This window comes from Ideonella alba, assembly GCF_018069845.1.
GTDB lineage: Bacteria > Pseudomonadota > Gammaproteobacteria > Burkholderiales > Burkholderiaceae_C > Ideonella > Ideonella alba.
The window spans coordinates 259,459-282,789 of record NZ_JAGQDD010000003.1 but is presented as its reverse complement, the minus strand read 5'-3'; the positions used below and the strand labels follow the sequence as shown (position 1 = coordinate 282,789).

The following is a 23,331-nucleotide window of genomic DNA, read 5'->3' as shown; positions in this document are numbered from 1 at the left end:
ATGGATCAGTTGAACAGCGCGGCGTGCGTGGCGAATTGTCCGGCCCATTGGACAGGATCCGACATGTCGAGCACTGTCCACCCGAGGTCGGCCAGTTCCGCTACGGCGTCAGCCGGCAAAGGCGATAGCGTCACCAAGGTGCGGCTCCCCTTGAACCGAGCCGCCACCTGCGCCTTGCCACCTAGAACGGCCAAAGGCCCTTCGCCGGGTGGCTTGCAGCCGGCGGCGAGCAGCGCTGCGAGCCATTGGGCATGCAGATCACCTTGGGCCGCCGGATGTGGTGTCACCGAGGCAGGTGCTGCGAGAGGCGCCTCGGGTGCTGGAACGACGCGGGCGTTGGCCAATGCCACAAGAAGACCCAGCGCGCTGGGGTCACGGCGATTGATGTGCTCGTGGTCGGGCTGATTGAAGTAGGACAGCAGGCATTGATAGCAGCCCGCTTCGCAGATGGCGCTGCCATCCTGGCGCTTGATCTCCAGATCCGGCAGGCCCGCCAGCGTCCAGGCGCCGCCCGGCTGACGATGGTGCATTAGCGCCAAGGCCTGAGCTGCCACTTGGGCCAGGGCGTCTGGCTCGGTAGCCAGCCGCGTGAGGACACCTGCGCCACCCTCGGCGGCTTCATAGAACAACAAGGCTTTGCGGTCGTCCTGGGTGGGTAGGGGCTCGGCAACCAGCTCAGACTCTTCGATCTGGAACACCAGCTCTATGCCGCGCTTGAGCGCGGCCTGCAACGTGGCCATGGCCTCCTTGGTCAGCGGCTTGACCGGCGCCAGGATGAGCACATTGCGGTGGTCCTCGACAAAGGGAACGATGGGCTGATTCGGAACCTTGTCCAGCAGTTCATCGGCTGCTTCGGGAGGCTCGTCAGCGGCACCGGGCTCGTCCTTGCGGCTCCACTGCCCCGTGATGGGGTTGATGTAGAAGCCCAGTTGGTCCTTGTTCTTGCGCCGGCGCCAGCCGCGGTTGATGCGCCAGATCTGTGCCGCGGGTGCGTATTTGAGGCTGGCCAATGGTGCTTCATCGGCCGCCTGGGCGTCCATGACCAGCGAGGTCTGCAGTGCGCTGCGGCCTTCCGGGCCGGGCAGGAAGCGGTAGGTGGTCTGCAGTTCGAAGCCCTGGCGCTGGCGGTCTTCGTCATTGATGGAGATGCGCTCGACCGGCACGGTCTCCACCGTCTCGATCCGGTAGAGGTTTCGCACCCAATCGTGGTCAGTGAGCAAGGCCCCGCAGTTCTCGCACAGGTTCTCGGTGGGCTCGGCGCCGTCTTCGCTGCCCATGTGGGCGTAGCCGCATTGGCTGCAGACGCGACTGGCCACGGTGGCCAGGGTGTTGTTGCCCGACACATGATCGGCTGAGCCGACGTTGAGCTTGGCCCTGACCACCCGGTACATGCGGCCCTGGTGATAGATCAGGCTGCGCGGGCCGAACTCCGACAAAGCCAGGAAACGCGGACGGCTCACCATGCTGCCATCGTCGTCCTTGCCTTTGACGGGCGCACCACCACGCGCCGGAATCCAGGCCATGAGCGGCAGACGAGGGAAGTTGTAGCCCGGCAGGAAGCCCTGGCTGGCCAGATAGCGGTAAGTGTAGAAGTCCGAGTTCTGGGTGTTGCCCGCCTTCAGCAACACGGCGTATTGCCGAGCTGCATCGCCGTAGCGGCGCTGGGCGTTCTGCTTTTCGATGTGGGAGGTGGTGTAGCTCTTGACCACCTGGTCGGCCATGTCCATCTGCTTGCGCGTGGCGTCCACCATCACGCGCCAGCGGCCGAAAGCGGCGTTGAACGCGGCCGCTGCTTCCTGCATGGTGTTGGTGACGTGGGTGTCACTGAACCAACCGGCCTTAGCCAACAGCGGACGCACCTGTTGCATGAGTCGTTCGCCGCTCTCGGTGGCGCGTGCCGTGACTTCTGGCGCTTCCAAGGCCGCGCGCAGTGCTGGTACCAGCGGCTTCTCGGGCTTCTCCAAGTCGAGCAGTGGCGCGATGCTGGTGTCCAACTGAACGCGTGCGGCCGCCAACCAAACGGCGTGCAGATGGCTATCGATCAGATCCCGATTGGCGAGGTCGAGGGTCGGCGGGCGCACGATGCCATGCACCATTTCGGTCGCGTGATGGAAGAACCACTGGTCATGCGGGCTGAGCGCTGCACAGTAGGTGATGACCAGCGCTTGCTGCCCTGATCGACCGGCACGGCCGCTGCGCTGGGCGTAGTTGGCCGGCGTGGGCGGCACGTTGCGCAGGTAGACGGTGTTGAGCGCTGAGATGTCCACGCCCAGCTCCATGGTGGGCGAGCAAAACATGACCGGCAGTCGCTCAAGCGGAGCTTCATGGGCTGGGTTCTCAAGCCAATCTCGCCGGTCTTTCTCGGTGTATCGGAAGCGCTGCTCCAGCAGTTGGCGTCGGCCTGCATCGACTTGGGCAGTGTGCTCTTGTGCTTCGAGTTCGAAGAGTGAATGGCTCTGCTGGTTGAGCGTGTCCGCAACGGCGAGGTAGAGCTGGCGAAAGAACCGGTTGTGCTTGCCTTCTTGCTCGGTTTCGGGGGTGTTGACCAGGAGCCAGTCCATCGCCGACGCGTTGAGCCGCCAGCCGATCAACTGTGCGTCGACTTCGTGGCGCTGCACATACCCGTAGCGCGATGCTGCAATCAGCAGCGCCTGCAAGAGCTCCAGCCACTGCGCGTCTTTCCAGCCCTTCGTCATGCCCGCCAGGTTGGGCGACTTCCAGACGGACAGGGCCTTGATGCTCTTCAGCAGTCGCGAGCGCGCACCGCCGGGCACTAGATCGGCCCGGGGTTTGCCGCGCTTGTCTTCCGGACGTTTGCTGAGGATCAGCCAACGCGAGGTTTCCAGGTCTTCGTCACCAAACGTCCAACGTTCATTCAGGTACTGGAAGGCCGTGGTCTTGGCCCGCTCCTGCTCGACTGCGTTGAGATAGCGGGTTTCCAGGCACAGCGATCTGCGCATGCCGTTAAAGACGGTCTCGGCCAACATGGCCCGCTCAGCGGGAGACATGCCCGCCAGTGTCTGGTTGGTGGCGAACAGCTCTGGTTGCTCGCTGAACTCGTCAAGGCCACGGTATGCGATGGTGAGGAGGTTCAGCTGATCCAGGTTGGGGTTGTTGAAGCGCCATCCGCGTCGGAGATCTCGAAAGAGCCGGTAGCCCAGGATGAAGCGAAGCGTGCGCTGTGCTTCTTGCCTAGCGAGCCCCATGAGCTTGGGCGTCTTCAGGTATTCGGCCAGCGTTCCGGCATCCGTGCGATCAAACCCGAGAGCCTTGAAAACCGCATCGGCCAGGTGCTCTTCGGTGAGGACGCCACCGGCACGCTGCAGCGCAGCCACCAGGGCTGACCGCAGGGTTAGCAGGAAGATGAAGTCGTTGAAGTGGCCCGCCTGTAGGGCAGCGTCCTGCCGGTTGTCGGTGAAGCCGAGCAGCTTCCGGGGGTCCGGCTGATCTGGCTCCGGGTCTCCCAACTCAAACAACTGGCGCACGGCGCTGAGCGTGAGCATGGTGGTCGCCGATGAGCGGCCCTCTCCGGACAAGCTGGCTAACCGATTCTTGTCTTTGCCGTAGGCCTCGTGCGTGAGGCCGCAACTCAGGCAGAAGCGGAACTTTCCGGGAATGAACCAGTAGGTCTCACCGGAGCCGGTCTCGCCCTGCGGCGTGACGGTGACGGACTCGGGAACGGCGTTCTTGTAGGTGCTCTTGAGTTTGGGCTCGCTCTTCGATAGATCCAGCCAGCTGTCGGGCACATCCTCCCAGCCGGCGTAGGCCATGCCCGGGCGAAGCGGGCAGAGGAAGCCGTAGCGAGCGGCTTCGTCATCGTCGCTGGAGATGTCATCGATCTCCCGCGGATCAAACCGGGGCGCACCTTTGCCAGATCGCCAGACGGGGTGGTATTCCTGCCCGCAGTCGCGGCAGAAGTGAACGGGGTAGAGCTGCGTGCCCTCGGTCTGCCTACCCGGTGCGAAACGCTGCGCGTCCAGTGTGATGTGGCGCTTGCCGGCTGGCTCCAGGGTGGCAAGCACCTTGCCAGGACCGCTGATGAACTGGTGTAGCTTGAACGCGAAAGGGGCCCGCCCCTCTGGTGTGCGAACCTCGTGCGCCGCCACCAAGAAGCGACGCATGCCTTCGCGGGCCAGTTCGATTCCGCAGCCTGCATCTGCAGCCAAGCGTTCGGCGGCCGACTCCACCGTGATTGGCTTGGCGCGACGTGGGGGCTGATCAGCGGGTAGATCAATGCCGAGGTTGAGCTCGACCCATATGGCCAGTGGGTCGCCGCGAAACTCGTCGAAGCTTGACCAGGCATGGGTGCTCTTGGACAGCGCGGCAAGCAGCTGCGGCTTGACGGCGGCCACGTCACGGGACTTGTCCGTGACGCGCTCGAGCGTCTCACCGATGACGTCCAGTGCCGTGATGGGCGTGCCGAAAAGCAGGCTGGCCACCTCAGCCACTGTCTGATTGCGATCGTCCTGCCGCTCGGAGGAGGACATGGTTGCCGAGGTACCAATGCAGACGAGCTGATCGGCTTGCATGCGCTCGCGGAGGCGACGCACGAGCATGGCGACGTCGGCCCCTTGGCGGCCGCGGTAGGTGTGCAGCTCGTCGAGGACCAGGAATTCAAGGCCTCGACAGTGGTCGACTACGCGGCGATCAATATCCTCGTAACGTGTGAGGATCAGCTCCAGCATCATGAAGTTGGTGAGCAGGATGTCCGGGGGCGTATCGGCGATCGCCTTGCGCTCTTCGCTGCTCTCCTGGCCGGTGTAGCGCTTAACCGTGAAGGGCTCTTGGCCCTGCGCGTAGCCGTGGAGGAACTTGTCCAGCTCCTCCAACTGGCTGTTAGCCAAAGCGTTCATCGGGTAGATGACGATGGCGCGTGTGCGTGGCGTCGCATCTGCCTGCTTCGCCTTGAGGATGCGATCGATGATCGGGATGAAGAACGAGAGCGACTTGCCCGAGCCGGTTCCCGTCGTGACCACATAGCTTCGGCGCTCCTGCGCCTTGGCGATGGCCTGCATCTGGTGCACGTAGAGATGCAGGTCAGCGGGCTTGCCCTCTACCTTGCCCGTCTGGAACAGGGCGGCGCATGCGGCGTGCAGGCTGCCTTCCTTCACCAACTTTTGGACCGAGCCGCTGCGCTTGTAGTTCGGGTTGATCTGGATGAGCGGCTCCGGCCAGTACCGGCCGCGGCTGTATTCGTCATCGACCTTGGCCGCCAGGTCAGGTGCGGCAATGGTCGAGAAGCTGCGCGAGAACGCGCTGTACTCGTCAATCACTCGATTGCGGAAGTCAAAGACATCTTGCATTCGTTGTTCTCCCTGATCTCTTGGCAGTGCCATGCGCCGATATTCACGGCTTGCTGACCTGCTCCTTCTCGCCGGCCAGGTGCTCGAAGAGTTCTCCCACAGGGATGCCGAAGTAGCTGCACAAGCGATCGATGGCATCCAGGTCCACTCGCGCGGCTGTCTCGTCGTACAGCAGCGTGACCGTGTTGCGGTGCAAGCCCGTGTCGCGGGCAACGTCCGCGATCTTCAACTTGCGCTCCCCCATCAGTCGGGACAGATGGCACTTGATCATGTCGTTCCAAACAAATAAATGTCATCCAGAACGAAAAAAAGCCTTTAAAGGCGGCTTTCTGTTGGGAAGAATGCTATTCAGGACGACAAAAAGGCCAGTTGCATGGAAATTTGTCAGTCTCATTGTCACAGGCTTGGTAAGGGGCGCAAGGTCTAGAACGACCTACCTCACCACTGACAACTTGTCGCATCGATATCTCTGGTCTCATAAACCAACGCAACCACTGAACCCCATGCAGCCAGCCATCACGAAGCCCGCCCCTCGCGGGCTTTGTCGTTTCTGGGCGCGGGGGACCGCACCGCGCCGGGCCGTGCAGGTTCCGCCGTCCAGGGCGCCCATCCGGCGATTCATCGGGAGATTCCCGCGTTTGGTCGGCCGCCCGCCGCCAGCGCGCCCGACATGCGGCAGCATGCGCGCCATGCTGAACATCCGCGACCTCACCCACGTCTACCCCAACGGCACACGCGCGCTCGATGGGGTCTCGCTCGACATCCCGGCCGGCATGTTCGGCCTGCTCGGGCCCAACGGCGCCGGCAAGAGCAGCCTGATGCGCTGCCTGGCCACGCTGCAGATTCCCAGCCAGGGTCAGATCCGCTTCGGCGACATCGATGTGCTGGCCCGGCCCGAGGCGCTGCGCGCCACGCTGGGCTACCTGCCGCAGGATTTCGGCGTCTACCCGCGCGTGTCGGCCGAGGACCTGCTGGACCACCTGGCGGTGCTCAAGGGCGTGGCCGGCCGCGGTGAGCGGCGCGACACGGTCGAGTCGCTGCTGCGCCAGGTCAACCTGTGGGAGGCGCGCAAGAAGGCCGTGGCCGGCTACTCAGGGGGCATGCGCCAGCGCTTCGGCATTGCGCAGGCGCTGATCGGCCAGCCGCGGCTGATCATCGTCGACGAGCCCACCGCCGGCCTCGACCCCGAGGAGCGCAACCGCTTCAACAACCTGCTGGCCGAGATCGGCGAGCAGGTGGTGGTGATCCTGTCCACCCACATCGTTGACGACGTCACCGACCTGTGCCCGCGCACCGCCATCCTGGTGGGCGGGCGCATCGTCGAGAGCGGCACGCCGTCGGCGCTGATCGCGTCGCTGGCCGGCCGCATCTGGCAGGCCGACATCGACAAGGCCGAGCTGCCGGCGGCGCGTGAGCGCCACGCGGTGATCGCCACCCGGCTGCGCGCCGGGCGCACCGTGATCCGCGCGCTGGCCGAGCCGGGCGCGGGCGCGCCGGGCCCCGGCTTCGCGCCCGCCGAGCCCACGCTGGAAGACGTCTACTTCGCCACGCTGCACCGCCACCGCGCCAGCGTTGCCGCTGCCGCCGCGCAAGGAGCCTGAGATGGGCGGCTCCTTCTTCAGCGCGGTGGCGCGCTTCGAGTGGCGCTACCAGCTGCGCAGCCCGGTGCTCTGGGTCGGCTTCGCGCTGTTCTTCCTGCTGGCCTTCGGCGCCACCACGGTGGACCAGATCCAGATCGGCAGCAAGGGCAACGTCAACCTGAACTCGCCCTTCGCGATCGTGCAGACGCTGGCGGTGATGAGCCTGTTCGCGATCTTCGTTGTCGTGGCCATGGTGGCCGGCACGGTGCTGCGCGACGACGAGACCGGCTTCGCCCCCATCCTGCGCAGCACCCGCCTGGGCAAGGGCGCCTACCTCGGTGGGCGCTTCAGCGGCGCGCTGGCCGCGGCGCTGCTGGTGCTGGCCGCGGTGCCGCTGGGCATCGGCGTGGGCGCGCTGATGCCCTGGCTCGACCCCGAGAAGGTCGGCCCCTTCCGCCCGGGCGACTACCTCTGGGCGCTGTTCGTCTTCGCGCTGCCCACGCTGGTGATCATCGGCAGCGCCTTCTTCGCGCTGGCCACCAGCACCCGCTCGATGATGTGGTCCTATGTGGGGGCGGTGGCGCTGCTGGTGCTGTACTTCGTCTCGCGTGGGCTGCTGCGCAACATGGAGCGCGATGTGGTCTCGGCGCTGTCCGATCCCTTCGGCCTGTCGGCGCTCGGCATCGCCACCAAGTACTGGACCGCGGCCGACCGCAACACGCGCCTGCCCGAGCTGTCGGGCCTGTTCCTGGCCAACCGGCTGCTCTGGCTGGGCCTGGGCAGCGCGCTGTTCGCCTGGACGGCCTGGCGCTTCCGCTTCGAGCAGCGCGCCGCCAAGGTCGCAGCGGCGGCCCCTGAGGCGCCCACCGCCACACCGGCGGCCGCGCCGCGGGCCCTGCCACAGCCGCACGATGACGCCGCCACCCGCCGCGCCCAGTTCCTGGCGCTGGCGCGCTTCGACATGGCCTTCGTGTTCCGCAGCCCGGCCTTCTTCGTGCTGCTGTTCATCGGCGTGCTCAACGCCGGTGGCGGCGCCTGGTTCAGCAACGAGTGGTACGGCAGCGGCAGCTACCCGGTGACGCGGCTGATGGTGGAAGCGCTGCAGGGGGCGTTCACGCTGATGCCCATCATCATCGCCATCTACTACGGTGGCGAGCTGGTCTGGCGCGACCGCGAGCGCCGCATGCACGAGATCGTCGACGCCACCGCCGCGCCCGGCTGGGCCCACCTGGTGCCCAAGATCGCCGCGATCGCGCTGGTGCTGCTGGCCACCTCGCTGGTGGCCGCGCTGACCGGCATGGCGGTGCAGCTGGCCAAGGGCTTCACGCAGCTGCAGCCGCTGTCCTACCTGTGGTGGTTCGTGCTGCCCACGGTGCTGCTGTCGCTGCAGCTGGCGGTGCTGTCGGTGTTCGTGCAGGTGCTGGTGCCACAGAAATACATCGGCTGGGGGCTGATGCTGCTGCAGGTGGTGGCGGCCATCGCGCTGGCCTCAGCCGGCTTCGAGCACAACCTCTACAACTACAGCAGCACCTCGCCGGTGCCGCTGTCGGACATGGGCGGCATGTCGCGCTTCTGGATCGGCATGCTCTGGTACCAGCTGTACTGGAGCGCCTGCGCGCTGCTGCTGGCGGTGGGGGCCTACGCCTTCTGGCAGCGCGGCGCCGGCAGCACGCTGCGCCAGCGCTGGCCGCAGGCGCGCGCCCGGCTGCGCGGGCCGGCCGGCTGGCTGGGCGCGGCCGCTGCACTGGCCTGGGTGGGCCTGGGCGGCTGGATCTTCTGGAACACCAACCTCCTCAACCGCTACCAGCCGGTCCCTGAGCAGGAGCGGATCCTGGCCGAGGCCGAGCGCGCGATGCTGCCGCTGGAGAAGCTGCCCCAGCCGCGCATCACCGCGGTCACGCTGGATGTGCAGCTCTACCCGCGCGAGGCGCGCGCGGTCACCACCGGCCGCTACCGCCTCGAGAACCGCAGCGGCGGCCCGATCGCCGAGCTGATCGTCGCCTGGGCGCCCCGGCTGGTGATCGACCGCCTGGACATCCCCGGCGCCACCGTCGGCGCCGACTACCCGGAATGGGGCTTCCGGCGCTACCGCCTGGACACGCCGATGCAGCCGGGCGAGGTGCGCGAGCTGGGCTTTGCCACCACGCTGCAGGAGCGCGGCTTCGTCAACAGCGCGCCGCTGACGCGCATCGTCGAAAACGGCAGCTTCGTCGACAACGGCGACATCGCGCCGGGCCTGGGCGTCTCGCGCGAGGGCTTCCTGAAGGACCGCGCCAAGCGCCGCAAGCAGGGCCTGCCGGCCGACCTGCGGCCCCCCACGCTGGAGGACGACTCGGCCCGCGCCTTCAACGGCCTGCGCGGCGACAGCGACTGGGTGCAGGCCGAGATCACGGTGGGCACCGACGCCGACCAGACCCCGATCGCCCCCGGCTACACCGTCAGCGATGTGACGAAGGACGGCCGCCGCACCGTGCGCTTCAGGACCGACGCGCCGATCAACCATTTCTTCAGCATCCAGTCGGCGCGCTACGCGGTGAAGACCGACCGGCTGGGCCCGATCGAGCTGGCCGTCTACCACCACCCGGGGCACGACTACAACGTGCCGCGCATGCTGGCGGCGATGAAGGCCTCGCTGCAGCTGTTCGGCCAGCAGTTCTCGCCCTACCAGTTCCGCCAGGCGCGGATCCTGGAGTTCCCCAGCTACGCCAACTTCGCGCAGAGCTTTGCCAACACCATTCCCTACAGCGAGAACATCGGCTTCCTGACCAAGCTGGATGACCCCGAGAAGATCGACGTGGTGACCTACGTCACCGCGCACGAGATCGCCCACCAGTGGTGGGGCCACCAGCTGGCCCCCAGCCCGCAGCAGGGCAGCACGCTGCTGGTGGAGAGCTTCGCGCAGTACTCGGCGCTGCTGGTGATGGAGCAGCTCTACGGCCCCGAGCAGATGCGCCGCTTCCTGAAGTACGAGCTCGACCGCTACCTGCGCTCGCGCGGCGGCGAGGTGGTCGAGGAGATGCCGCTGGCCCGGGTGGAGAACCAGCCCTACATCCACTACCAGAAGGGCTCGCTGGCGATGTGGTGGGCCAAGGAGGCGCTGGGCGTGGAGGTGGTCAACCGCACGCTGGCCAAGCTGCTGCAGCAGTTCGCCCTGAAGCCCGCGCCCTACGCCAACAGCACCGATTTCCTGCGCCTGCTGCGCGCCGAGGCCGGCCCCGACAACGCCGCCCACCAGGCCCTGATCACCGACCTCTTCGAGAAGATCACGCTGCTCGACCTGAAGGCCCGCGACGCCAGCGCCACGCGCCGCCCCGACGGCCGATGGGACGTGCGCTTCACGGTGGACGCGCGCAAGCTGTATGCCGACGGCAAGGGTGTCGAGACCGAAGCGCCGCTGGACGAGGCCTGCGACATCGGCGCTTTCACCGCCGAGCCCGGCAAGAAAGGCTACACCGCCCAGTCGGTGCTGGCGATGCAGCGCCAGCGCCTGACCAGCGGCAGCCAGCAGATCACGCTGACGGTGGCCGAGAAGCCGGCCTACGTGGGGGTCGATCCGTACAACAAGCGCATCGACCGCAACTCGGAGGACAACCTCAGCGCGGTGAAGGAGTAAGGCGCAAGGACACCGGCGTGCCGGCGGCCGCCGACGGCGCCAGCCAGAGGTCGAACCAGCCAGGCTCCACGCGCTCGCGACCCTGGGCATCGCGGTGCGCCAGGTCGTGGCGGCTCAGCGTGAAGGCCACACTGGCCGCCTCACCGGCGGCCAGCTCCACCGCCTGCACGCCGCGCAGCTCGCGCACCGGCCGCACCGGGCTGGCCACGCGCTGGTGGATGTAGAGCTGCACCACCTCGCGCATCGCGCGCGGCCCCACATTGCGCACGCGCACACGCACCTGGCAACGGCCGTCCCAGGCCAGGGTGTCGGTGTCCAGGCTCACCGCCTCGTAGACGATCTCGCCGTAGCCCAGGCCGTGGCCGAAGGGGTAGAGCGCCTCGTTCGTCACCTCCAGGTAGCGCGACCTGAAGCGCGTCTCGTCGGCACGTTCCTGCGGCCGGCCGGTGTTGCGGTGGTTGTAGAAGAAGGGTTGCTGGCCCGAGGCCTGCGGAAAGCTCACCGGCAGTCGGCCTGAGGGCGCGTGCCGGCCCAACAGCAGGTCGGCCAGCGCATGGCCGGACTGCTGGCCCAGGTACCAGCCGGCCAGGATCGCGGGGGCCGCGCGCACCGCGCCGCTCAGGGCCAGCGCACGGCCGTGCTGCAGCACCACCACCATCGGCGTGCCGGTGGCGGCCACCGCCTCGGCCAGCGCCTGCTGCACCGGCGGCAGACCAATGTCGGTGCGCGAGGCCGACTCACCCGACAGCGCGTCGCTCTCGCCCACCGACAGGATCACCACGTCGGCCGCACGCGCCGCGGCCACGGCGGCCGCGATGCCACCGTCCAGCGCTGTCTCGATGCCGCAGCCTGGCACCACCTGCAGCGTGGCCGGGTCGGCCAGGGCGGCGCGCAGGCCGTCTTCCAGGCTCACGCCCTGCGCCGGCTCGTTCCACAGCGCCCAGGGCCCCATCAGGTGCACACGGTCCTGCGCGAAGGGCCCGATCAGCGCGATGCGCTGTCCCTGCGCCGGCAGCGGCAGCAGGCGGCCCTCGTTCTTCAGCAGCACCACCGAGCGGCGCGCCGCTTCGCGCGCCAGCGCCACCGTCTGCGGGCGGCGCAGCGCGCCGCGTTCACGCGCCGGGTCGAGCGAGCGGTAGGGTCGCTCGAACAGGCCCAGCGCCTGCTTCACCCGCAGCACGCGCCGCACCGAGCGGTCCAGCACCGCCATCGGCACCGCACCCTCGCGCACCAGCGCCGGCAGGTGGCGGTTGTAGAGCGCGCTGGCCATCGACATGTCGCAGCCGGCCAGAATCGCGCGCCGCGCCGCATCCTTGTCGTCGGCCGCCAGGCCATGGGTCACCAGTTCGACATCGGACGCGAAGTCCGACACCACCAGGCCCTCGAAGCCCCATTGCCGGCGCAGCACGCCGGTCAGCAGCCCGTGGTGGGCGGTGGCGGGGATGCCGTTCAGGTCGTGGAAGGCCGTCATCACCGCTAGCGCGCCCGCCTCCAGGCCGGCGCGAAACGGCGGCAGGTGCACGTCGTGCAGCGTGGCGTCGGACAGCTCCACGCTGTTGTAGTCCATGCCGCCGGCCACGGCGCCGTAGCCGGCGAAGTGCTTGACGGTGGCCAGCAGGCTGTCGTCGTCGCGCAGCGAGCGCCCCTGGAAGCCGCGCACCCGCGCCGCAGCCAGCTGCTGTCCCCACCAGGTGTCCTCGCCGGCGCCCTCGACGACCCGGCCCCAGCGCTGGTCGCGGGCCACGTCCACCATCGGCGCGAAGGTCCAGTGGATGCCCACGGCCGTGGCCTCTTCGGCGGCGGCGCGGGCGGTGCGCTCGGCCAGGTCGGCATCAAAGGCGGCGGCCTCGCCCAGCGGCACCGGGAAGACGGTGCGCAGGCCATGGATCACATCCGCCGCGAACAGCAGCGGGATGCCCAGCCGCGAGCGTTCCACCGCGATGCGCTGCAGCGCCCGCCCGCTGGCCACGCCGATGCCGTTGAACAGACCACCGACGCGCCCGGCGGCGATCTCGGCGCCGATGTCGGCCATGGCCCGCTCGACCTGCGCCGGGTTCGCGTTGACCGCATCCTCGCGCGCGTCGTCGAAGAACAGGCTCAGCTGGCCGGCCTTCTCCTCCAGCGTCATGCGGCGCAGCAGGCGCTCGATCGCGGCGTCGTCCTTCGCGGTGGGGCGCGCCGCGGCACTGCGCGCCGTCAGCAGCGCGGCCGCGGCCTGCAGAAAGCGGCGGCGCAGCGGCAGACGGGGTGGGCTCATGGGGACGCGGCAGGCAGCAAAGGGGCGCGCCGACTGTAGCCCGCGCCCCCGCGGGCCCGGACCCGGGTCTGCCCCGACAATCCAGCCCGATGGATCAACGACTTCCCCTGGATGGCCGCGCCAGCGGCCTGATGCTGCTGCTGTGCCTGACCTGGGGCCTGCAGCAGATCTCGCTGAAGGCCGCGGCGCCGCTGGTCAGCCCGGCCACGATGATCGGCCTGCGCTCGGGCATCGCGCTCGTGCTGATCATGGCGCTGGGCGGCGGCTGGGCCGCGTGGCGGCAATCGGGCCTGACGCGCTGGCGCCCCGGGGTGCTGGCCGGCGCGCTGTTCGCCATCGAGTACCTGATGGTGGCGCAGGCACTGAAGCTCACGCACGCCTCGCACGTGGTGGTGCTGCTCTACACCTCGCCGATCTTCGCCGCCGTGGGCCTGCACTGGCGGCTGCCGGCCGAGCGCCTGGTGCGCCGCCAGTGGCTGGGCATCGGCCTGGCCTTCGTGGGCATCGCGCTGGCCTTCCTGGGCCGCGCGCCGCAGGGCGCGATGCCCGAGGCGCCGGCGGTGCTGCTGGGCGACCTGCTGGCCCTGCTGGCGGGGGCCTCGTGGGGCGCGACGACGGTGTGCATCCGTTGCTCCAGCCTGTCCTCCGCCCCGCCGGCCGAGACCCTGATGTGGCAGCTGGGCCTGGCCTGCGCGCTGCTGCTGCCGGCGGCGCTGCTGCTGGGCGAGGCGCGCTTCACGCCGGTGCCGCTGGCCTGGGCCCACCTGGCCTTCCAGAGCCTGGTGGTGTCTAGCGCCAGCTTCCTGGTCTGGTTCTGGCTGCTGCGCCACTACCAGGCCGCGCCGCTGGGGGCATTCAGCTTCCTGACGCCGGTATTCGGCGTGGTGCTGGGCCTGTTCCTGCTGGGCGAGCCCATCGAGGCGCGCTTCCTGGCCGGCAGCGTGCTGGTGCTGGGTGGCGTGTGGCTGGCCAGCCGGCGCTGATCGGCAGGACGCTCAGATCCGCGGCGTGATGCGGATCTGCGCCAGCGGCTTGAGCGCGCCGCTTTCCAGCGACAGGCCGCTGTCCGGCCCCAGCTGGGCCAGCTGGTTCAGCACGGCCATGAACTCGCCGGCCAGCGCGCGTTGCGGCGCGTCGTAGCGCAGGTCCTTCAGCAGCGGGGTCCACTCGCCCGAGGCCAGTGACGGCGCCAGCGCTGCGCTGCCCGGCTGCACCGTGCCCAGGAAGGTGCCCAGGCGCACCTGCTCGTGGTTGTGCCAGCCGGCGCCACCCTCGGCACCGGCCGGGTGGAAGCGGTCGATCAGGCGGGCCGCGGCCATCGCGCCGGCGCGCGACAGCGCCTCAATGTTCTTCGGCGGCATGTCCAGGTTCAGGCCGCCCTCGTCGGGGCGCTGGCTGATCTGCACGATGCGGTCGCGAAAGCCCGGGTAGGGGAACTGGATCTCGTCGCGCCAGTTCTGCATGGTGTCGACGATCGAGGCCAGGAAGCCGACCAGCCCGCCCAGCGGCGCGGCATCGTCCGGTGCGTTCCAGAAGCGCTGGCTGCCGCCGCGGTTGTCCACCGGCAGGTAGACCCGCCCGCCCTCGTTGCCCGGCACCTGGTCATGGATCGGGTAGTCGGGGTGGGCGGTCTTGAGGTTGACCGCAAAGGTGGGGTGGCCGGGCAGCAGCGCGTCGAACAGGTGCAGCGGCATGTTGCTGCCGATGCCGCCGTCCGAGAACCAGATGCGCTTGGCCTGCAGCGGGTGGGCGGCGCGCTGCTCGGGCGTGGCGGCGGCGTCGATCGCCTGGCGGCACTGCGCATTGGTCTTCAGGCTCCAGTCGATCGCGTACAGCGGCACCGCCGACAGCAGCACCGGAAAGCTCAGGCTCATGCGCACCGCCACCACCACCGGCCAGTCGGCGCGCCGTGGCAGCGGGCGCAGCGGCCGGCCCTCGGGGCCCAGCACGCGGCTGCCTTCGCGCAGCGGCTCGCTGCCATCGCCTTCGGGGTGGGCGCGCAGCGCCTCGTCCAGCGCCTGCATCACCGACGGCGGAAACAGCCGCGCCCACTCCACCGGGTCGTAGAAGAAGCGCGGTGTGCCGGGGCGCAGCGGAATGCCATAGACCATCTGCTGGCTCACCGCGCTGGTCATCACCTCGAGGTTGATGTCGCGCGGCAGCTCGGGGTCGTCATGGCCCCAGAGTTCACCGAAGCGCAGCGGCGGCCCGTCGGGCGCCTTGCCGGCCAGGGTGTTGAAGTAGCCGGTGAGCCAGTCGGTCAGCGCCGGCTGGTCCGGCGGCGTGTGTGCGTCGCCCTGGCCGCTGCACAGGCCGTAGCCATTGGCATGCAGCCCGGCCAGCAGGCCGCGGCCGAAGCGCCAGGTCACCAGCGCCACCACCGGCAGCATCCACAGCAGCGCCACCACCCACACGGCCAGGCCGTGGCCCAGCGCGGTCGGCCAGTCGGTGGCAGGCGCCAGCAAGCGCAGGAAGACCGCCAGCGCGCCCACCGCCAGCGCGGCCACGCCGGCCGCGCGCAGTGCATGACCGTGCAGCAGCGCGCGACTGGCCAGCGCGGCCGCCAGAGCGCAGAGGGCCATGGCCGTGGCACCGCCGGTGGCCATCGCGGCGGTGGGCAGGGCCGGCGCCACCGCCTGCAGCAGCGGCCACAGCAGCACGCTGCCCAGGGCCAGCGCCAGCAGCGCCAGACCCGCCTGCATCTTCACCAGACCCCACAGCACCGCGCGGGCGGCGTCGCGCGGGCCGGCGTTGAGCGCACCCACCATCACCGCGAAATGCCGGCGCAGCGCCGGCGTCGGCCGGAACAGCGTGAACAGCCGCGTGCGGCCCTCGGGCGTGATGGGCTCGCCCAGCTGCTGCGGCAGCTCGCCCAGGCGCTCGAAGGCCTGCGCATGGCCGTGGCGGCGGCCGTACTCCGCGGCGGCGCAGGCGCCGGCGGCAATCGCCCCGGCCGAGGTGCCGCCGATGTTCTTGAAGCGGTAGCGCGTGGCCAGCTCGGCCACCAGCCGCGGGTAGACCACGCCGCTGGTGATGCCGCCCTTCATCACGAGGTCGCAGTGCTCGTCCATCGCCGTCTCCCTGTGCTTGTGTGGGCGGATTCTGCGCGCCGCACGCGGCGTTCACATCCCCAGGCTGTCAGGTTGGCATCGCTGGACCGGGAACGCGCCGCCACTCGGGCAGACGTGCGGCGGGCAGCAGCTCCTGCACCGCGCGCGTGGCCTGGTCGATCGCGCTGTGTGCATAGGCGTAGGCGCCGGCATCGCTGTTGGCAATCGCCACCCGGCCCCAGCCGCGGCGCGCGGTCTCGCAGGGCAGCGGGCCGCGCGGCCAGTAGGCGTCCCAGGGCCGCATGTACTCGTAGGCGTAGCCGTGCGCCCAGCGGTTGACGGTAATGGCCTCGATGTCGCGCCCACTGTCAAAGCCATGCGCGCCCAGCGCCTCGTCCAGCAGCGTGCGTACCTGGCCTTCAATGAAGCCGAAGTCCCAGCCCAGCAGCTGCGCACGGCCCGCGGCGGCCTGTGCCCGCGCCGAGGCGCCACCACCGGGCACCACCACCTTGCCCAGGTGCAGCAGGATCGGCTCGTCGGGTGAGGCGGGCGGGCGCTGACGGCCCAGCGCCACCGGAAAGTCCAGCGCCACATCGCCCCAGAAGCCGTCGACCACGCGCAGGCCCGACACCCCCGCAGCCTGGAAGGCGCGCCAGTTGGACAGCAGCACGTTGGTGTAGAGCAGCGGCACCTTGACCTGGTCGTCCAGCGCGCGGCGCTGGGCGGCGGGCAACTCGTCGGTCAGGCGCGCGATCACGCGGTGCCAGCAGGCCAGCAGTACCTGGCGTGCGCGCACGCTGCGCAGCCGGCCCTGCGGGTCCAGGTAGCGCAGCTCCACCCGCTGCGCCGCGCCCGGCGGGCCCAGGTGGCGCAGGCCCACCACCGTGTGGCGCAGGCCGATGCGCACCGGCTGGCCAGGCTCGTCCAGGCGATCGTGCAGCAGCGGCGCATCGACCAGGCCATCCATGCCCTCGGCGCCGGGCAGCGCGGCGGGCAGCAGCGCGCGCAGCAGTGCCCGCACCACACCGGCATTGCCGTCGGGGAAGTGGTGGATGTAGTCGTCGGTGCTGAGCTTCAGCTGCCGGCCGCTGGGCGAGTTGGCGGCAAAGGGCCGCTCGCCCAGGTCCAGCGCCTGGAAGCCGGGCAGGCCGGCGGCCCAGGCGTCCAGCGCGGTGGTGGCGTCGATGCCCACACCGAAGTAGCCCTGGGTCGAGACCTGGAACCAGCGCAGGGCCTCGTCGTCGGCGCCCCAGCCGCGGCGCAGGAACTGCGCGTAGGTCTGCGCCGCCAGCACGCCGGCACGTGCGGCCCGGGTGCGCAGGCCGGGCAGCGGATCATGGGTCGAGGCCTCGTCCAGCAGGCGCGCCAGCACCCGCTGCGCGGTGGCGCCCAGCGGCGTGCGCGCCAGCCAGGCGGCCGGCGCCTCGTTCGCGGCACGCAGCACGGTGCGCGCCTGGCCCCAGTCGGCGCGGCCGAAGTGCAGCGCATGACTGGTCAGGCCGTGGCGCTGGTGCCAGCCCTGGTCGAAGGCGGTATCAAAGCGCTGCAGGTCAATGCCCACGCCACGCAGCAGCGCATGCACCGCGGGCGAGAACAGCGAGGGCGAATCCAGCGACTGCGAGCCGCCATAGCCGATCAGCGTGGCGCCGCTGCGGCTGGTGAAGCTGTTGCGGCGCGCATGACCGCCCAGTTCGCCAGCGGCCTCCAGCACGCGGATCGTCACCGGCCGCCCGGCGTGCTCGCGAAACCACCAGGCCCCCGCCAGGCCGCTGATGCCCGCGCCCACCACCAGCAGGTCGGGCTCGTCCTCGTCGCGCAGCGCGGCCTGGTCGTTCCAGCGGCCGGGCTGATCGCGCCAGGTGTGGGCGGTGGCGTTGTCGGCGTCGGTCTGGCCGGCCAGACCCTGGGCCTGGGCAGCACCGCCCAGCGCCGCCAGGGCAGCACCATGAACCAGATCGCGGCGGGTGATGGGGTGGGCGCCGTCCATGACAATGCACAGTCCGTGTTGGAAACCAGCGTGCATGCTGCCCGAGACCGTGCCACCGACCCATCCCTTGTCCGAGTCGTCGCCATTGCTGGCGCGGTTGGACCAGGCGCTGGCCGATCGCGCCGCCTCGCCGTCGGCACCGGGCTTCGCACTGTCCTGGCTGCAGCACGGCCGAGTGCTGCGCCGCCACGTTCAGGGCTGCGCGCACCTGGAGTGGGACGCCCCGCTGACCGAACACACCCGCTGCTACCTGGCGTCCGAGGCCAAGCCCTGGGTTTCGGCGCTGGTCCTGCAGGCCGTGGTTGACGGCCAGTTGGACCTGATGGACGACTTGCGCGCGCACCTGCCGGCCCTGGCCGAGGTGGAGCACCCCATCCGCATCGGCCATGCGCTGCGCCATACCAGTGGCCTGCCCGACTACCTGTCGCTGTGGCATGCGCAGCTGGCGCACCACGAGAACGACCTGGTCGATCAGGCCCAGGCGCTGGCGCTGATCGCCCGCAGCGGCGGCCTGCGCTTCGTGCCCGGTGAGCGCTACGAGTACAGCAACAGCAACTACGTGCTGCTGGCCGAGCGCCTGCAGCAGATCAGCGGGCTGGGCCTGGCCGAGCTGGCGCAGCAACGCTTGTTCGGCCCCTGGGGCCTGCGCGACACCGGCTTCGAGCGCGACCCCTGGCGCGTGTTGCCGCGGCGCGCGCGCAGCTACGCCCGCGATCCGTCGGGCGCCTGGCGCGACCAGCCGGTGCCACTGGCCAGCTGGGGCGACGGCGGCCTGTGGTCCACGCTGGCCGACCTGGAACGCGCCGAGGCCGCCTGGCTGGCCGACTGGCAGGCCCGCGGCCTGCACAGCCTGCTGGCACGGGCCATGGCCGACGATGGCCGCTTTGCCCCGCCCGGCCAGAGCTACCGCTTCGGCGTGGAGGTGCTGTCGCGGGGCGGGCACGACGTGGTCTTCCACGGCGGCGCCTATGCCGGCTTTCGCGCGCTGTGCCTGCGCCGCCCCGCCACCGGCGAGGCCCTGCTGGTGCTGAGCAACCGCGACGAGGACGCCGATACCTCGGCGCCCGACTGGATGAACCTGCTCTGGCCCTGAGCGCCGGAGCCCCGACAACATCACCTTGGAGCCGCGCATGCTGCCCTGTCCCACCGCCGCCCGCGTCGACGCCATCGACCCCTTCCACGCGATGGCGCTGTTTCGCCGCGCCGACGCGCTGGCCGCCGAAGGCCGGCCGATCATCCAGATGAGCGTGGGCGAGCCCGACTTCACCGCGCCGCCCGCGGTGGTCGAGGCGCTGAACCGTGCGGTGGCCGAGGGCCGCACGCGCTACACCTCGTACAGCGGCATCACGCCGCTGCGCGAGGCGATCTCGGCGCACTACCGCCGCGTGCACGGCCTGGACGTGCCCCCCAGCCGGATCCTGGTCACCGCTGGCGCCTCGGGCGCGCTGCAGCTGGCCTGCGCGCTGCTGGTGGGTGTGGGCGACGAGGTGCTGATGCCCGACCCCACCTACCCCTGCAACCGCCACTTCGTCAGCGCCTTTGATGGCACGACGCGGCTGATCCCCGCCGGCTCCGACAAGCGCTTCCAGCTGGACGGCGACGACGTGCGCGCCCACTGGGGCCCGCGCACCCGCGGCGTGATGCTGGCCTCGCCGTCCAACCCCACCGGCACCACGATCGCGCCTGAGGCGCTGCAGCGCGTGCTGGACGCGGTGCGCGAGCGCCGCGGCTTCCTGGTGTTCGACGAGATCTACAACCAGCTCACCTACGGCGGCCCCACGCCCAGGAGCGCGCTGGCGCTGGGCGATGACGTCATCGTCATCAACAGCTTCAGCAAGTACTTCTGCATGACCGGCTGGCGTCTGGGCTGGCTGGTGCTGCCCGAGGCGCTGGTGCCGCTGGCCGAGAAGCTGGCGATGAACCTGTTCATCTGCCCGCCGGCCACCGCGCAGTACGCGGCGCTGGGCTGCTTCGAGCCCGAGAGCCTGGCGATCTACGAGCAGCGGCGGCAGGCCTTTGCGCAGCGGCGCGACTACGTGGTGCCGGCGTTGCGCGCGATGGGCTTCGACATCCCCACCGAGCCCGACGGCGCCTTCTACGTCTACGCCGATGTCTCGCGCTGGGGCCTGAGCGGCGAGGTCTTCGCCAACCGCCTGCTCGACGAGGCCGGCGTCTGCGTCGTGCCCGGTATGGACTTCGGCGTGCACGAGCGCGACCGCTGGGTGCGCTTCACCTACGCCACCGGCATGGAGCGGCTGCAGGAGGCGATGCAGCGCATCGCCTCCTTCACCGCGGCCCTGCGCTGATCAGAACGCGAGGCGCACGCCCGCCGCCAGACTGCGCCCCGGCAACGGCGACAGCGCGCGCACCGTGGGGATCGCGCTGGCCGAGGTGGCCAGCGTGTTGCCCAGGTTGTTGACGCGCGCGAACAGCACCGTGTCGTGGCCGGCCAGGCGGGTGGTCCAGCTGGCGCGCAGGTGGGCCAGGGTCCAGCCGGGGGTGGGCGTGTCGTTGGCGTCCACGCGGTCCTGGCGGGCGGCGTGCTGCACGTCCAGGCGCAGGCCCCAGGGGCCGCTTTGCCAGTCGGCCGCCAGCGACACGCGCCAGGGCGCCAGGCGCGGCAGCGGCTCGCCGGTGTCGCTGCGCTCGCCGCGCACCAGGTCGGCCTGGGCTTCCAGTGTCAGCGTCTGACCGGCCTGGGACCAGGCCTGCCAGCGGCCTTCCGCCTCCAGGCCATGCAGGCGCGCGGGCACGCCGGTGAAGGCGTAGACCGGCACCACCTCGCCCTCGTCGGTGGTGAAGTCGGTGCCAGTGGCGGCCAGCGCGATGTAGTTGGCAAAGCGGCTGTGGAACACGCTCAGCCGGGCGCTGTCGGGGCCCTGCTGCCAGGCCAGGCCCAGGTCGAACTGGCGGCTGCTTTCCAGCGCCTGATTCACGCTGCCGCGCTCGTAGGCGGCGGTGGCCGCGTGCACGCCGTCGGCGTACAGCTCGTACGAGGTGGGCGCGCGCTGCGAGCGCGCCAGGCTGGCGGTGGCTTGCCAGCCGGCGCCCAGGCCCCAGCCCGCGGCCAGTGAGGCGCTGAAGGGGTGAAAGCGGCGCTGCTGCGGCGCGCCGAAGCGCGGCGTGCCGCCGTCGGCATCGCCATCGGAATCGACCTGCACCTGCTCGGCACGCAGACCCACGCTGAGGTGCAGGTCCTTGCCCAGGCTCCAGCGCTGCAGGCCGAACAGCGCCAGCTGCTGCGTGCGGGTCGTGGGCACGAAGGCCTCGTCACCCAGCGCCGAGAAGCGCGCGCGCTCCCACTGCAGGCCCCAGGCGCCGTCCAGCCGACCGGCGCCCAGTGCGGTGCTGGCCTGCACAGCCTCCAGGCGCGCATCGCCGCCCTTCGTCGCGAAGGTGGTGCCCACGGCACCGCTGCCTTCCACCTCCTGGTGCTGGTAGTCGGTGAAGGCAGCCTGCGCGCGCACGGTGCTGATCGGGCCGGGCAGCGCGCGCCACTCGCCGGCCAGCGCCAGCTTGTCGCGCTTCATGTGGATCGTCACATCAGGCTCGACGACCACGCCGTAGTCGTTGCGGTAGGTGTCGATGCTGGCGCCGGCGTAGCCGTCGGCCCAGACCCTGGACAGGCCCAGCGCACCGCCTTGGGCATCACTGGCCGAGTTGAGCACGCGGGTGCGGCTGTCGCCGTCCACCATGAAGCGCGGCACCGCCAGGTCGCTGGTGCGGCGGGCAAAGGCATCGGCATGCCAGGCCAGGCCGTCGGCGCCGCCTTCGGCCAGGCCTGAGAGCGCGCGCTCGCGGGCCGCGCCACCGCCGCGCAGCTCCAGCGCACCGGACAGCGGCTCCAGCGGCGACTTCGGGATGCGGTTGTCGATCGCATTGACCACGCCGCCCAGCGCGCTGCCGCCGTACAGCAGCGCGGCCGGACCGCGCAGCACCTCGATGCGCTCGATCACCAGCGGGTCCAGCGGCACCGCGTGGTCAAAGCTCAGGCTGGAGGCGTCCAGCGACGCCCCGGCGTTGCTGAGGATGCGGATGCGGTCGCCGTCCTGGCCGCGGATCACCGGCCGGCTGGCGTTGGGGCCGAAACCGGTGGCGGCCACGCCGGGCAGGCCGTCCAGGGTCTCGCCCAGCGTACTGCTGCGGCGCACGGCCAGGGCCTCGTCGCTGAGCACCGAGGCGGGTGCGGCCGGGTCGGCCTGGCGCAGCGGGTTGCCGGTGACGACGATTTGTTGGGAGGGGGTGGCGACGGTGGCGTCTTGGGCCCAGGCGGGCCCGGCCGCGACGCAGGCGGCGGCAATCAGGGTGAGGCGCATGAAGGACTCGAACGTTCGGCCGGCCCGGGAGCGGGCACGGCCACAGCAACGGCGCCGCCGGAGCCTTGGCGGCCCGGGCAGCGGATGACGGTGGGAACGTTCAGCCCCGCGGCGGGGCGCGGGCGAGGAAGGCCGACGGGGTGTCGGCCGCGCGGCCCGTGGGTGCGGCCACCACCGGGGCCGCTGCGAGCAGCGTTGGCGGCGCCACGACCATGGCCGCGGTGGCCAGCGGCGTGGCCTGGGCCAGGTGGTCCAGCAGTTCGCAGGCCAGATCGCCAGCGCTGTGGCCCCAGTGGCCCGATTGGCCCCAATGACCCTTCGCGCCGTGGGCCGCGAAGTGAGCGGCCGAGGAGGCCGCTGTGCCAGCGGTCTGCTGCGCTCCCGGCAGCGCATGCGCAATGCCGTGCCACAGCCCGATGCCCTGCAGGCCCAGCAGCGCGCCCAGCGCCAGCGCCACCAGGCGCTGGTGCCACACACGGGTCAGGGACAGAGGGGTCATCGACCGGGAGTGTGCCTGATCCGCGCTGGGCGTGCTGCGCTCAGCGCGCCGCGATCACGCCGCAGGCGATGCGCGCACCCGAGTTGCCGGTGGGCTGGGTGGAGTAGTCGTCGGGCATCGCGTGGACGATCACGCTGCGGCCGATGATGCTGGCGGGCCCGGCGGCGATGGTCGGGCCGTCCAGGTGGAAGTGCACGTCGGCCACGCCATTGGCATCGGCCTTCAGCGCCGGCATGTCACCGGCGTGGTGGGCCGCACCCTGCGGGCCGTGCGGCTGGCCGGTGGGGTTGAAGTGGCCGCCGGCGCTGGTGCCATCGGGCGCCGAGCAGTCACCCTTCTCATGCAGGTGGAAGCCATGCTCGGCATTGGGCTTCAGGCCGGTGATGCGGGCATGGGCCATCAGGTGGCCGCCCATCTCGTGGAACATCACCTGGCCGGCGGTGGCGTTGCCGGCGGTGGGGGCCAGCGTGGCCACGGCGGCCGGGCCGCCATGACCATGCTGACCATGCATCGCACAGCCACCCAGGCCGAGCAGCAGAAGGGTCGCGACACCGGCGGACAGGCGAAGAGGGGCGCGCATGGAAGTCTCCTTGGGGGTGGTGGGATGGACCGACTATAGGCAGGCGACCGCGGTGGATCACTCCCCACCCTGACGCTGCCCGGGGTATCAGCCGTTACTCAGCGGCCGTTCATCAACAGGCGCTAGAGGACAAGGCGCTGATGGGC

13 protein-coding genes are annotated in these 23,331 nt (G+C 70.4%); 5 read left to right on the top strand and 8 right to left on the bottom strand.

Annotated elements, in window-relative coordinates; translation table 11 throughout:
* Positions 1–5: 5 nt before the first annotated feature.
* Both KAK03_RS07080 and KAK03_RS07075 read right to left on the bottom strand, forming a co-directional pair.
* A complete protein-coding gene (locus tag KAK03_RS07080; RefSeq protein WP_210852806.1) occupies positions 6–5,303 on the bottom strand; it encodes a DEAD/DEAH box helicase family protein in 5,298 nt (1,765 codons plus the stop codon).
* Positions 5,304–5,346: 43 nt separating this feature from the next.
* Positions 5,347–5,574, bottom strand: coding sequence for a helix-turn-helix domain-containing protein (locus tag KAK03_RS07075; protein WP_210852805.1), 228 nt, complete (start codon positions 5,572–5,574; stop codon positions 5,347–5,349).
* Positions 5,575–5,992: 418 nt separating this feature from the next.
* On the opposite strand from KAK03_RS07075, the gene KAK03_RS07070 reads away from it, so the two are divergent.
* Both KAK03_RS07070 and KAK03_RS07065 read left to right on the top strand, forming a co-directional pair.
* Complete coding sequence (locus KAK03_RS07070) at positions 5,993–6,904, top strand: ABC transporter ATP-binding protein (protein ID WP_210852803.1); 912 nt, start codon at positions 5,993–5,995, stop codon at positions 6,902–6,904.
* A 1-nt stretch (position 6,905) separates the two neighbouring features.
* The gene (locus tag KAK03_RS07065) at positions 6,906–10,496 is read left to right on the top strand and encodes an ABC transporter permease/M1 family aminopeptidase (protein WP_210852801.1); all 3,591 of its coding nucleotides are present in this window, start codon (positions 6,906–6,908) and stop codon (positions 10,494–10,496) included.
* Here KAK03_RS07065 and KAK03_RS07060 read toward each other — a convergent pair.
* Positions 10,477–12,753, bottom strand: a complete 2,277-nt coding sequence (locus KAK03_RS07060; protein WP_210852799.1) for a glycoside hydrolase family 3 N-terminal domain-containing protein — start codon at positions 12,751–12,753, stop codon at positions 10,477–10,479. The genes KAK03_RS07065 and KAK03_RS07060 overlap by 20 nt on opposite strands.
* An 89-nt stretch (positions 12,754–12,842) precedes the next feature.
* On the opposite strand from KAK03_RS07060, the gene KAK03_RS07055 reads away from it, so the two are divergent.
* Positions 12,843–13,736 (top strand): DMT family transporter, encoded by an 894-nt coding sequence (locus tag KAK03_RS07055; protein WP_210852797.1) that lies wholly within the window; start codon positions 12,843–12,845, stop codon positions 13,734–13,736.
* A gap of 12 nt (positions 13,737–13,748) precedes the next feature.
* Here the strand turns inward: KAK03_RS07055 and KAK03_RS07050 are convergent, their stop codons facing one another.
* The gene (locus KAK03_RS07050) at positions 13,749–15,824 is read right to left on the bottom strand and encodes a patatin-like phospholipase family protein (RefSeq protein ID WP_210852795.1); all 2,076 of its coding nucleotides are present in this window, start codon (positions 15,822–15,824) and stop codon (positions 13,749–13,751) included.
* A gap of 67 nt (positions 15,825–15,891) precedes the next feature.
* Positions 15,892–17,790, bottom strand: coding sequence for an NAD(P)-binding protein (locus tag KAK03_RS07045; protein WP_210852793.1), 1,899 nt, complete (start codon positions 17,788–17,790; stop codon positions 15,892–15,894).
* Between the two features lie 34 nt (positions 17,791–17,824).
* Here KAK03_RS07045 and KAK03_RS07040 point away from each other — a divergent pair, with 34 nt between their 5' ends.
* Together KAK03_RS07040 and KAK03_RS07035 are read left to right on the top strand one after the other, a co-directional pair.
* The gene (locus KAK03_RS07040) at positions 17,825–18,883 is read left to right on the top strand and encodes a serine hydrolase domain-containing protein (protein WP_210852790.1); all 1,059 of its coding nucleotides are present in this window, start codon (positions 17,825–17,827) and stop codon (positions 18,881–18,883) included.
* 37 nt (positions 18,884–18,920) lie between these two features.
* Positions 18,921–20,096 carry a pyridoxal phosphate-dependent aminotransferase gene (locus KAK03_RS07035; protein ID WP_210852788.1) on the top strand — a complete coding sequence of 392 codons (1,176 nt, stop codon included), beginning with the start codon at positions 18,921–18,923 and terminating at the stop codon, positions 20,094–20,096.
* Here the strand turns inward: KAK03_RS07035 and KAK03_RS07030 are convergent, their stop codons facing one another.
* From KAK03_RS07030 to KAK03_RS07020, 3 genes are all read right to left on the bottom strand, one after another.
* Complete coding sequence (locus tag KAK03_RS07030) at positions 20,097–22,106, bottom strand: TonB-dependent receptor (protein WP_247660974.1); 2,010 nt, start codon at positions 22,104–22,106, stop codon at positions 20,097–20,099.
* 100 nt (positions 22,107–22,206) lie between these two features.
* Positions 22,207–22,605 carry a hypothetical protein gene (locus tag KAK03_RS07025; RefSeq protein ID WP_210852786.1) on the bottom strand — a complete coding sequence of 133 codons (399 nt, stop codon included), beginning with the start codon at positions 22,603–22,605 and terminating at the stop codon, positions 22,207–22,209.
* A gap of 40 nt (positions 22,606–22,645) precedes the next feature.
* Positions 22,646–23,185 (bottom strand): superoxide dismutase family protein, encoded by a 540-nt coding sequence (locus tag KAK03_RS07020; protein WP_210852784.1) that lies wholly within the window; start codon positions 23,183–23,185, stop codon positions 22,646–22,648.
* Positions 23,186–23,331: the final 146 nt, after the last annotated feature.